The organism is Moritella yayanosii (assembly GCF_900465055.1).
Classification (GTDB): domain Bacteria; phylum Pseudomonadota; class Gammaproteobacteria; order Enterobacterales; family Moritellaceae; genus Moritella; species Moritella yayanosii.
Genome location: NZ_LS483250.1, coordinates 609008 through 621819, shown reverse-complemented (window position 1 = coordinate 621819; position 12812 = coordinate 609008). Strand labels below are relative to the sequence as shown.

11 protein-coding genes are annotated in these 12812 nt (G+C 39.4%); 1 reads left to right on the top strand and 10 read right to left on the bottom strand.

Annotated elements, in window-relative coordinates:
- Positions 1–74 precede the first annotated feature (74 nt).
- From MORIYA_RS02810 to nrfB, 8 genes are all read right to left on the bottom strand, one after another.
- The gene (locus tag MORIYA_RS02810; RefSeq protein WP_112712527.1) at positions 75–947 is read right to left on the bottom strand and encodes a lipase secretion chaperone; all 873 of its coding nucleotides are present in this window, start codon (positions 945–947) and stop codon (positions 75–77) included.
- A gap of 2 nt (positions 948–949) precedes the next feature.
- Entirely contained in the window at positions 950–1891 is a 942-nt protein-coding gene (locus MORIYA_RS02805; RefSeq protein ID WP_112712525.1) for an esterase/lipase family protein, read from the bottom strand.
- Positions 1892–2222: 331 nt separating this feature from the next.
- On the bottom strand, positions 2223–2657 hold the full coding sequence (locus tag MORIYA_RS02800) for a cytochrome c-type biogenesis protein CcmH (protein ID WP_232011486.1): 435 nt from the start codon (positions 2655–2657) through the stop codon (positions 2223–2225).
- Positions 2658–2699: 42 nt separating this feature from the next.
- Positions 2700–3317 carry a DsbE family thiol:disulfide interchange protein gene (locus MORIYA_RS02795; RefSeq protein ID WP_112712523.1) on the bottom strand — a complete coding sequence of 206 codons (618 nt, stop codon included), beginning with the start codon at positions 3315–3317 and terminating at the stop codon, positions 2700–2702.
- Complete coding sequence (locus MORIYA_RS02790) at positions 3307–5181, bottom strand: heme lyase CcmF/NrfE family subunit (RefSeq protein WP_112712521.1); 1875 nt, start codon at positions 5179–5181, stop codon at positions 3307–3309. Before MORIYA_RS02790 ends, MORIYA_RS02795 begins: the two co-directional genes overlap by 11 nt.
- A gap of 182 nt (positions 5182–5363) precedes the next feature.
- The gene (nrfD, locus tag MORIYA_RS02785) at positions 5364–6332 is read right to left on the bottom strand and encodes a cytochrome c nitrite reductase subunit NrfD (protein WP_112712519.1); all 969 of its coding nucleotides are present in this window, start codon (positions 6330–6332) and stop codon (positions 5364–5366) included.
- Complete coding sequence (nrfC, locus tag MORIYA_RS02780; protein ID WP_112712517.1) at positions 6329–7015, bottom strand: cytochrome c nitrite reductase Fe-S protein; 687 nt, start codon at positions 7013–7015, stop codon at positions 6329–6331. Before nrfC ends, nrfD begins: the two co-directional genes overlap by 4 nt.
- A 1-nt stretch (position 7016) precedes the next feature.
- Entirely contained in the window at positions 7017–7622 is a 606-nt protein-coding gene (gene nrfB, locus MORIYA_RS02775; protein ID WP_112712515.1) for a cytochrome c nitrite reductase pentaheme subunit, read from the bottom strand.
- A gap of 652 nt (positions 7623–8274) precedes the next feature.
- Between nrfB and nrfA the strand changes: the two genes are divergently transcribed.
- Positions 8275–9714, top strand: coding sequence for an ammonia-forming nitrite reductase cytochrome c552 subunit (nrfA, locus tag MORIYA_RS02770; RefSeq protein ID WP_112712513.1), 1440 nt, complete (start codon positions 8275–8277; stop codon positions 9712–9714).
- A gap of 103 nt (positions 9715–9817) precedes the next feature.
- On the opposite strand, the gene MORIYA_RS02765 is transcribed toward nrfA, so the two are convergent.
- Both MORIYA_RS02765 and MORIYA_RS02760 read right to left on the bottom strand, forming a co-directional pair.
- On the bottom strand, positions 9818–10399 hold the full coding sequence (locus MORIYA_RS02765) for a TPR domain-containing protein (protein WP_112712511.1): 582 nt from the start codon (positions 10397–10399) through the stop codon (positions 9818–9820).
- An 89-nt stretch (positions 10400–10488) separates the two neighbouring features.
- Positions 10489–12729, bottom strand: coding sequence for an acetyl-CoA hydrolase/transferase C-terminal domain-containing protein (locus MORIYA_RS02760; protein WP_112712509.1), 2241 nt, complete (start codon positions 12727–12729; stop codon positions 10489–10491).
- Positions 12730–12812 lie beyond the last annotated feature (83 nt).

Genomic DNA, 12812 nt, shown 5'->3' with positions numbered 1-12812 from the left:
GAGTGAAAAATGAATGCGGCAGTTGATGTTGTCGCATTCACAACAGTTACTATCAACACCCTTTATATCAATGACTATGAATCCGTATTAGCATCATGAATGCGTTCCAACGCTTTAATACGGCGTTGTTGTTGAGATGGAAAATTCGTCTCACGTAATTCTGTTATCGCTGATGATAGCTCTCCCATCGTTAAGCGATCATCAGTCATTAACGCTTGTCGTTCATTTAAATAGTTATCAACGTCAGCGTTAAACACCTCGTTCTTTGCATCTAACTCAGCTAAACGTTGTGCTCCTTCGGCCCCTACCAGATCTTGACGTATTAAGTACTTTTCTTGCGTATCCAACCCTTTGGTATCTGCTAACGACCCCATTAAGGCCGCATTTTTATACGTTAGCTGCTCTTTCTCTGGAAGCAACTGTAATTCTTGTTGCCACATAGCATTGAACTCTTCTTTCGACGCAGCAACTTGCTGGAGCTCTAGTTTTTTCAATGCCATGGTTCTAAGTTGGTTTTCTTCTGCGAACAATAATTTTTGTTGTTCTGGTGTAAAAAACTTAAGCTGAGCAGCAAGTAATTGATCATTTAACGCCATAAGATCAACTAAACCAAAGTCAGCAGAGTTCGCATCTGACTCTAATGTCTGTAAATAGGTTTTATAATGAATATATTGCTGGAATAATGCTTTATCTATTTGTGAGTCAACAGGACGCTGCGAATTAAACTGCATAAATTTCGCTTGTAAAGCGTTTAATTCTTTCTCTCCTAATCCAGATAAAAAATACTCAAACGTATCGCGTGCAGATGCTGAATCAATAGCAGTGTCCAGCTGCGATTTTGACTGTAACGATTGCGTTTGTATTTGCTTGTCCGTGTTATTCGTATCGATAAAAATCGCAGTAACGACTGCAATTAAAATTATCGACGTTAATGCGATTTTTTTCATTTCTATAAGCCTTGTAATTGTAAACGGTTAGCGTGTTGACGATATAAGGTTTTTGGATCAGCCTCAAACAGGTGATGAATACCAAATGTATGGTTAATTTCATCAACATGATTCATTTTATAATCATCGCGAATTACTTTACCTAAGTGCGAACTACACGCAGATACCACACCATCATTAGGCTCACTAAAACCAATGCCAATTAAAACAAGTGCCGCATCGAGTGGGTCTAACAAATTAGTGAAATTAGCGGAACCACTCCATGAATAATAATAAACACCATTATCAGCAAGATACTCACCTTCACCACACGCTGTTGTCGGAATACCTTCTGGGTATGATTGATTAAATTCTAACGATCTTTTAGTTGTTAACGATTCTAATGCCGCAATTGGATCTTGTGGTAAGTCACCACCACCAGAAAGGAAGTTAATTAGGTTACTAAAACCAGCCGTGATCGTAACGGCTAACGCTTCTGATATTGAACCTTCTGGTACTTCTTTACGTATGATATCGATAATAATTGAACCTTTATTAACCCCACCAATACTGGTGACGGATGCCACATATTGAGGCGCAACAGATGCTACATAACGTGCTGTAGGCCCGCCATGACTATGCCCAATTAAGTTAACTTTATCTGCTCCTGTAGCAGCTAAAATCTGTTCAATCTGTGTTAATAGCTGCTCACCACGTTCTTCTGTTCGATTCGTTGCAGAAACCTGAGCGACGTACACCACAGCACCACTTCTGGTTAATGTACGAGGAATACCATAAAAATATTGAACACCAACAATTGAATCAAAACCAAAAAGTCCATGAACTAAAACTATTGGATACTTCGTTTCGGTATAACCTTTTTGTTCAGTTCTATCGCTCGATTCAGCAGCCAGACTGCTAAAAGCAACCAAACACATAGTTAAAAATGTAAAACATTGTTTCATTTATTCATCCCTAATTATTAAATTTAAATTAACAAGTCAGTTCAACCCCCAGAACAGAGCTGTACCTAAATAAATACAAAGGCATAGTATAGAGAGACGTTATTAATAAATGTGATGAAGTTCAATGAGTTGCTAAAGATAAATAGACATAAAATATAATGGGAGCCAGCCAATAGATGTTATGCTTAATAATAATTAAACATTGGGCTATTTATTGGGAATATTCAATTTGTCGATATAATAGTCCATAACTGTTATCGCCATCAGTTTATTGTACTAAATTGATCTTAAACAATAAATCAAAATAAAAGCACTAATCCAACACAAATAATCAGCTCACTATCGACGCCGTTACTTTACGATAACCCAACCAACCAAATAACATAATAAAAAACAAAGGTCCAAGCCACAACACGTAAGTTCTGGGTTCAAATTTAGGGTTATACAAAACCACATCACCAAAACGACTAGTCAGAAATTCAATCACTTGTCGATCGGTTTGCCCCTCATTTACCATCAAATACACTTCCAATCGCAAATCTTTGGCGATCGGCGAATTTGATTCCATCAGGTTCTGGTTTCGGCATTGAGGGCAACGTAATTGACGTGCTAAGTTAATCGCCCTATTTTGTTTATCTAAGGTATTAAATTCAAATATTTCTACCGACTGCTTAGGTTCACCACGAGACAAGCTAGACTGCTGTGCAGAGAGTGGCGTTATAATTAACATCGCCATCATGCCAAAACACGCTGATAATCGTTTCATTTATATTCTCACTTGATTAATTCATTTGTTCGTTAGCCGTATTCATTTATCTGTTAACAGCTGCATAAATGGCTTGAAGTAATGCTGCCAAACCGTTTCATCCAGAGCCCCTGAATAACGAAAGAGTACAATGCCCTGATTATCTAACAAGTAGGTTTCTGGCGTCGCAATCACCCCCATATCCAAGGCAATCTTGCCGTCAGGATCAAAGATGGTTGCTACGTAGGGATTGCCCAGCGATCTTAATACACGATTTGCATCAGCGCGATCATCACGGTAGTTTAAGCCAACGATGCGCACGCCATCTTTACCCGCAAGCTTCATTAAAAAACCATGCTCACTTTGGCAAACAGCGCACCAAGAAGCCCATACATTTAGCAAGGTGTAGTTTTTATCCGTCTGAAATATGCGGTTATCTAATCGTGCGCTATTACCTAATAACTGATTATTATCGACTAGCTCATTGTTATCGATTCGCTCATTATTACCAACTAGTTCAGTAGCACTTAAACTGCTGGCGGTAAACGCAGGGATCGGTTTCCCAACCAAGGCTGAAGGCGTCACTTGCCCCTCTTGAGAGGTTAATGCAAACATCATCGCTGCCACAAACAACAACCCTAACAAACTCGGTAGTATTAATTTAAAGTTATTATTTAACATATCGTTGCCCTATTGCCAACAGACCACCAACCATCATTATTATGCTGCCCGCCCATAACCAGTTGATAAATGCTCTATTCTGGATTCGGATTGCATAAGAGTTACTATCAATCTTTTCACCCATAGTAATGTAGATATCACGCAGCCAAGTTGAATGAATAGCGGGCTCACTCATATTCATCACTCGGACTGGATAATGGCGTTTTTGTGGTTTCAATTGCACAATATGGCCGTCCTTATCAACGACCTCAAGTACCGCCTGCTCTGCGGTATAATTAGACGCGACCAACCACTCAGTCTCTATATAGTTAACGGTTAAATCACCTAATTCGACCGAAACACCTGGGCTCATTTTAGTACTTATCTCGGAAGAATTATAACTGACGAGTAATATCCCAACCGCAGTAATCGCAACACCAACATGCGCAACGGTCATGGCTAAATGGCGAATACGCACGCCGCCAAATAAACTCGACATAACCACAGCCGCACACAATATCAGTACCAGAAGTACAAATACCGACAAGCTATCATTAACTAAGTAGCTAGCCACCGAACCGATAATCACAGCAAAAATCCAAATTAATATTAACTTGCTCTTCATGGCATCAAGGTTAGTTTTACTCCAGTGTATAAAAGGAGCAATACTCATTAATACAAAACACAATAACGCCAAAGGTACAAATACTGCATTAAAGAAAGGTGCGCCAACAGAGATACTGCCAAAATTGAAGACTTGAAAGATCATCGGATAAAAAGTGCCAAGCAATACCGATAATGTTGCAACCACCAGCACACTATTTAGCATCAAAAATAACACTTCTCGGCTAACAATACTGCGCAGTTTTAATGGTTTGATCTTACCGCTTTGTAACATAAACAACGTTAGCGGCACCACAACACAAACAGCTAAGATCACGAGCAATACCAGTCCGCGTGTCGGGTCTACCGCAAATGCATGCACAGAAGTTAAGATCCCAGAACGCACCACAAAAGTACCGAGTAAACTTAAGCTAAATGTAAATATGGACAGTAGTAAACTCCAGTTAATCAACGCCTGACGCTTTTCACTGGCTATCAATGAATGCAATAATGCAGTACCCGTTAACCAAGGCAGCAATGACGCATTTTCAACCGGGTCCCAAAACCACCAGCCGCCCCAACCCAGTTCATAATAAGCCCACCAAGCACCCAGTGCGATACCGCCCGTTAGCATGACCCAAGCAGCAAGCGTCCAAGCACGGCTCCACTGTGGCCAAGGAATGTCGATATCTGGCATCGTTAACGCCGCCACCGCAAAGGCAAAGGATCCCGAAAATCCCACATAGCCTAAATACAATAATGGCGGGTGAAAAATAAGACCAACATCTTGTAACATCGGGTGTAAATCTCGTCCTTGCATCGGTACCGGCAATAACCGCGAGAAAGGATTAGAGCCCAGCAGGGTAAATAAACCAAACGCGGCAGTTAATAAACTTAATACAATCAATACCCGGCTAATAAAAGCTTGATTGTGATGACGGTTAACGAACGCAATTGCCGCCGACCATAACGACAACGAAAACACCCAAAATAATAGTGAGCCTTCATGTCCGCCCCACACAGCGGCTATCTTAAACAATACTGGTAACTGAGAATTAGAATGTTGGGCAATATAGGTGACAGAGAAGTCATCGACAGTGAAACTATAAGCAAGTAGACAAATTGAGGTGGTCACCGCGACAAACGCGCCATAACTCAATGGCCACGAATAACGGCTTAAATGTGGTTGTTTAGTCGCGATGCCAAACAAGGGAATCGCGGCACCGAGAATAGCGCACAACGTACCAAGAATAAGTGAAAATAATGCAATTTCTGGGATCATAAATGGATCCATTGATAATAAAAAACAAAGAGAGTCCTAATCAACCCTCTTACTTTATATAAGTCATTAGCTGGTACTTAAGACATTAACTTATGCCCAAGATATTAACTTTGATTTAAGACAACCGTTAATAACACAATAAGATAATCCTTAAGTGATAGTCAGTTGTCAGTAACTAACAGTTAAACAACTGTCATCTGTCCCGCATACAAAATAAATGTACGCAGCATTAACACACCAGCAAGGCTGAGTGATGTAACTAACAATACAAACGCTTTGTTATGACGTGACTGTGCTGGCACAAAAAAGTTTAACGCTAATGGCATTAACATACCCGCACCGACGACACCGTACCAGAACCAAGATGCCCAAAAACCGCCGCCAATCGCGGCCATCGCGGCCACTTCCTTCTGGCCACCACCAAAGATAAGGCCAGTAAAAAATGTGAGCAATACAAACAATTCGAATACGACAACAGGACGTTCAATACCATGGATCCATTGCACACTTTTACTGTGGAATGATTCTTTAAACCCAACAATACCAAGCATGAGACAGGCAGCGGCACCCGATGACACGCTAGAGAAAATAAATAGCACAGGTAATACTGGATTATTTAACATCGGATAGGTTTTTAATGCCGATAATAAAAAACCAGTATAAGCCGCTAACATCATAGCGAGCAGTGCTAAAAGTAGCTCTAGTGCATTTTCAAATTTTGCCAGTTTATCTACTATCGAATTGACAAAATCAAAGCGACCTTTAAATAACTTCTGCAGTAATACCGCTAATTCATCTTTAAACATGATGGCAATCCAAGTAAATAAGATCATCATGTAAACTTGGAATAAGATCACGCCCATCGACATCACCGAAGTGGGATTAAAGTAAACCAAGATCTTCCAGAACGCTAAGGGCTTAGTTAAGTGGAAAATCAAAATGGTTAAACCAGTGATAATTCCGAGCGGTGCTAAAATAGCCGTTGCCTTAATGATGCCATTAGCTGACGCTTTACCATCAATAACCTTGCGCTTCAAATGAATCGAAATTAATACCATACCAGCCGACATCCCGGTTAAAAACAGGTATATCGCAATAAGCCAGTCCCACACCAAAGAATCAAACGTAAACGCACTTACAATTGTATTCATCGTTTTATCTCCCCTTTTGTATCCGCTACTTTATACAGTTTTGGCTCGGTACCTAATTCTACTTTCGAGCGATAAACGGCATTACTGGCAATCACTTTGTTTATCTCACTCGTCGGATCGTTCAGATCACCAAAGGTCAATGCTTTAGTCGGACATGATTCAACGCAAGCAGGCAATTTACCGGCTTTTAAATTAGTATCACGACAGAAATTACACTTATCTGCCACTTTAGTTTCTGGATGGAAGAATCGCACTTGATACGGACAAGCCGCTAAGCAATAACCACAACCAACACACTTATCGCTATGAACATCGACAATGCCTGTTTTTAAATCAACATACGAAGCACCCGTCGGACAAACAGTGACACAAGGTGCATTATCACAGTGCTGACAAGACACACGATTGAATGTGTAATCGACATCGGGATACTCCCCCATCGGTGCACTGCGTTCAATTTTTAAACGTGATACGCCTTCCGGTACATTGTTAACTTCACGGCAGGCATCTGTACAAGCTGTACAACCAATGCAAGCCGTTTCGTCAAAAACCATACCGTAGCGTTTATCACCGTCTTCTTGCGTAGCAACTAATGATTTTTTGGCTAGCGCAATTTTAGAGACGCCAGTCGTAAAAATTATCGCACCAGCACCAATTAATAAATTTCGTCTAGAACAGACCATGTCATTCTCCCTTATCTTCTTTTATCAAGTTAAAGTCTTTATGACAATCGACGCATTGCGCAATTTGCTCCTTACGTTCTAGCGCTTGCATACCTTCTTTCTCGCCATCGGCATGGATCATATGGCAAGACGAACACGTGGCTTTTTTCGCATGTACATCATGTACCCAGGTTTTTTCTTGTAATTTTTCTGGAGTGTGACAATCAGTACAATTACCCGTCGCTTTTAAGATAGCGCCAAAATCCAGCAGGTTTTTATGTGTGCCAATTTTAGATTGAGCGGCGAAAAATTTAGTGACTTGCGGGGCATCTTCGCGGTGGTTTGGACCAATAGTGTTATGGCATTCAACGCATTTCAGGTCTCTGCCTATTTCTGCTACGACTTTTTCACCATGTGTACCCTGGCGTGTTTCTTTCGAATCCTTATGACATTGTATACAAGCATAATCACTGTCGCGATTAAACGTCACTTCGTGTCGACTATCAGTGTTTGCATTAATGACCGCGTGATCTGGCGACTCTGCTGCAGCACTGACATTAAAACCATAGATACATATGAAGAGCAGAAAGCTAATCGTTGTACGTATGGCTAATTTTACATTACCCATTTTGCATCCTTCTATGAGAATTATAAAAATGTATATTAATTAAAAATACATTTTAATTTTCGTTAGTTTAATTATTCAGACAAAACATATTTTAAAATTAAAAGTAATTTCAATTTGTCAATTATTTGCTTTACTGAATAACACTAATTCTTATTAAGAATAATTCTTATTAACAATGCCAGCCACAACGCTTAACGATTCCATTATATTTTAAAACTGGAAAATTAAAAACAAATAACGCTTACCTATAACAAGTTAATTTTATATTTGAGATATACATCAACAAACGCATAAGCCAATGTTTTAAAAAGATTAATGTAACATGTTGAAATGTAAATAAATGTCAGTGTGTGTCATTTACTGTATAGCCGTCTCTTTGACCATCTTTTTTTCGTACTTATTTTGGGATTATTAAAACACATTGTTTATTATTTTAATAATCTTGATCGAGAACAACAAACAAGAGAGTAAGCGGCGATTTTTATTTATATACAGGTATATTTGAGATATTTTAAATAATGTGGTTATATGTTTTAAAAAATAATTATGACATTAAAGATTAAATTAAAATATATAGATACGTTTCCAACTCTTATTTATTGCCACTCTCACAACGCTTGGTCAACCTAAATAATTAATAATTGGAGACAACATGGCTAGTGTATATAAAACTCTAAAACCAGCCTCTGGCGTGGCAGTTCTGCTCGCGACATTATTACTTGGTGTTAGCAGTAGTACTGTATTTGCTGCTGATCAAGTATCAGCAAAATTAGAACCACGAAATGAAAAGTTCCAACAAGCACATCCTGATCAATACAAAACCTGGAAAGCGACCAGTGAAAGTAAAGAAATAGAAGATGCATTACAAGGTGATCCAAATATGGTCATCATGTGGGCCGGTTATGGTTTTTCTAAAGACTATAATAAAACCCGTGGTCATTTCTATGCCATTGATGATATTCGTAATACCCTACGTACAGGTGGACCAACTAATGCTAAAAATGGCCCTATGGTTATGTCTTGCTGGAGTTGTAAAAGCCCGGACGTAGCGCGCTTTATTGAAGAAAATGGTGAAGATGCTTACTTCTCAGGTAAATGGGCGAAAGGAGGGGCTGAGATTGTTAATGCCATTGGTTGTGCCGATTGTCATGATACCCGTAGCGACGCATTCAAAAATGGAGAACCCGCACTTAAATTGACTCGTCCATACGTTGAACGAGCAATGGAAGTAATTGGTAAGCCATTTAAAGAGCAAGGTCGCCTTGATCAACAAGCACAAGTTTGTGCGCAATGCCACGTTGAGTACTATTTCACGGGTCCAACTAAAGCCGTAAAATTCCCATGGGATAAAGGCACAACAGTTGACCAAATGGAAGAATACTATGACGAAATTGGTTTCAAAGATTGGACGCATGCAGTGTCTAAAACGCCCATGTTAAAAGCACAGCATCCCGGTTATGAAACATGGCGTGAAGGTATCCATGGTAAAAACAACGTAACGTGTGTTGATTGCCATATGCCAAAAATAAAAAATGCGGATGGTACCGTATTTACCGATCATAAAGTAGGTAATCCATTTGATCGTTTCCAAGATACTTGTGCAAACTGTCATACCCAAAGTAAAGAAATGCTACAAGACGTGGTTAAAACACGTAAAGATCAAGTGACTGAATTGAAACTGTTGGCTGAAAAGCAAATCATCGCAGCACACTTTGAAGCGAAGGCTGCATGGGAAGCCGGTGCCACACAGGCAGAGATGGATGAGATCCAACTCAACATCCGTCATGCGCAATGGCGTTGGGATTATGCGATTGCATCTCATGGTATACATATGCATGCACCAGAAGTTGCCTTACGTGTATTAGGTACAGCGTTAGACCGTGCGACAGATGCACGAACTCAGTTAATTCGCCTACTGGCCAAGAAAGGGATTACCGATCCAATCGAGATCCCTGATATCTCAACCAAAGAACTTGCACAACAAGCACTTGGTATGGACATGGACAAGATGCGTAAAGAAAAAGCAGAGTTCTTGAAAACACTTGTACCAAAATGGGAAGCGGAAGCAGAACAACGTGAAGCAACTTATTAATTACTGAACATTGGCAATGATAACAATGCCGACTTGATGTCGGCATTGTTTTCTGATTAAATAATAAGATGACTGAATGACGACAAGCCAAAGTGGTTCATCGTTATTTAATAAATTGCTTCGCTTGATTAATGGAATTAATAATTGAAATCCGGTCTAACCCCTGCTGATCTGAATCGAGTAATTGCACCCAAAGGTCGATTGCATGTTGATACCGCACATTCATAAATTCATTTGCCGCTAACATCATCAATGCCGTTTGGTTGTTAGGTTGAAGCGATAATGCTTGCTCAAGTAGCGCTTTAACCTCTGCGGTTAAATGCTGGCCGCGCGCGTAATACAACGCGGATGCTTTTGCAGCATAATGTATTGCAGTTGGTTCCGTCGTTAATCGAATTGAATAATCAAACACTAACAAAGCATCATCATATTCACCGTTATACAGGTAAGCATTGCCAAGTTGAAACCAAAGCTTGGCATTCTGCTTATCATCGTAAAGCTTGTCTTGCAGCGTTAAAATGCGCTTATCACTTATTTCAGACGCAGAAAGTTGTTCGAAAGAAACAGCCGCCATTAGCGCTTGTTGCGTCTCTAGCCGCTGATAATCGCTCAATAAATAGTAACTAGCCGCACTGCCGACAATCAGAACCGAAGAGATAAACGGTGTCCATAGACATTTACTCATAGTCAATTTCATCTGTTGATAATGATTGCGAACAGTTTAACAGACCTACCTATTAATAATTAGTTATTAAGCTCATTTATGAATATGCACTATTTGTCCTGCAATTCTTTACTCAATAAGCGTTGAGCCATACGTTCTGCAAAATTAACCGGATCAGTGAGGTCCATACGACTTAACAATCGCTGAATTTCTTCAGTTGGTTTTGTTGCCGTAAGTCCTTGCAACATCAGCTTGAACTTACCCCTTCTCGACTGTCCTTTATTTTTCAAAGACTTTAATGCCTTCATCAGTTTCAACTCAGCATGAGTAAAACTACTTCCGTGTGGGAATTGAGGAAATACGCCATGTTGCTTATGCTTGTTACAAAGATCGGTGATCGCCTCAGGTAAATTATGACAAAATGCGATGGGGATTTGGTAATTAGCAGCGACTTTGCCAGCGTCTTTTGCTTGTTGAAGTAATTGAGGTTGAAATCGTGAATCTGCAATCTTGATTAATTCGGTATAAACAATGTGATCGGGTTTACTACGTAGATCTGCAATACCATATTCAGTAATCACAATATCACGTAACTGACGCGGTATAGTGTTATGCCCATAGTTGAACAATACGTTGGATTGCAGTTTACCATTTCGTACACAGGTACTGCGTAATTTAATAATCGATCGGGCATCTTTCATTTGATGAGATTGAGCCACAAAATTATACTGGCCACCTACACCACTGACCACTTGGCCATTTTCTAATCCATCGGAGATCACGGAACCATCAAGTGTCACCATCATGGCAGAATTAAAAAAGCGAGCTTCTTTACGTTGCATCGCTTTAATTTTTTGATCACCCAAGAAATGATCGTATAGATCATTCACATACATCACACTTGTCATACAGAACTTAGCATGATCTTCTTCAGTCATTGCATTCAGTGCTTTATAAAATGCCTTAGGACCAATAAAAAAGGCGCCATGCATTACAATGCCACCTTTAAGCTTGTCTCCGAGGCAATGCTGCTCAATCCACAAAAGTGCATCTATTTGACTCAAATCTGCAATACAACTTTCGTCATTACTGTATAACGTGTTTTGATACAAAGTCACTGCCGATTTAAATATCCCTAATTCTTGTAGGTAAACTAGATCCTTCGTGGTTAGTTCGGTTGAAATTGCTTTATGCTTAAGTAATATGGTGAGTGTATTGATGTTTACATCAGTGATTATCACGTTATCATTCAGCAAAGATTGTAATAACACATCAGAGAATACTTGGCGTGTTAAGATCCCGGCTTGATACAAATGCATGAAACCATCGACCATTAATTCACTGCATCCGTATAAACCTTGGCTGAAAATACTTCTATCGCCGACTTTAGCCACGATAGGAAATTTTTCTTCAATTTTTAAATCATTGAAAATTTCATTATAACATCCATTATTTTGGTGGCGGAGTAACAAGCTATAGCTTAGTGCACTACAAAGTGAACCGATGCCAAGCTGCAGTGTTCCACCATCTTTAATCAAACTACTCGCATAAAATCCAATCATATGATCTGCGTTTGAAATAGCATCTTCAGGGGTAGCAAATAATGCGTAGTCTTTTTCTTGGCTTTCTAAAATAAAATGAAATGTATTAGCACTGACTTCAGCATGATTACGCATAAATGGCATATTCGAATTAACTTCACCCACACTGACAAATTTTCTGCCTTCTGCAACCTTTAACGCTTCTAACGCAGGAATTATATCTAATGCTAAATCTGAGTTACTGCAAAGACTATATGTCGTGATGTCATCAACTTGTCGCTCCGCAACAATTTGGGCAACAACGTTAACCCCTTTATCTATTAAATCTCGAACAGCATGGGTATAATTGGTACTTGTGTAATTGAGCTGCTGTGCGTGATTTATAAAACTACCCGCTTTAAAGAAGAATTCAAAAACCGTAATATTATCTGGTAACGTGTTGTTTCTAACATCTTTCATATAATCAAGTTCTTGCACACCAGCAAAATGGCGACTAACAAATGGGGCAAGAAATTTATTTTCAAGATCTGTTTTAGCGCGGGGGATTTCTAGCGATATAGCAGTTTCAATTTGCAACGTGATACTTGGATCAGCCTTTGCACGTTGATATAACGCGTTGCTAAACGTAATAGCTTTGCCAATTGCTATCGGCAGTCCCAAGACAATATGGTTTCCGACTTCAGCAAGTACGGCATCAACTAATTTCTCGACATCGTTTAACCTAACGGCTTCAGGTTTACTGATAGATTTATTTGAATTTAAAAATTGCTGAGCTGAGCGTGTTTTTGCTTCGACATCTAATACAGGCATTATCATATCCTTTTAATAATCGGTAACATCAGGCTTTTACAAATATACTCAATTAGTGATATGTTAGATTTGATTAAACGTAA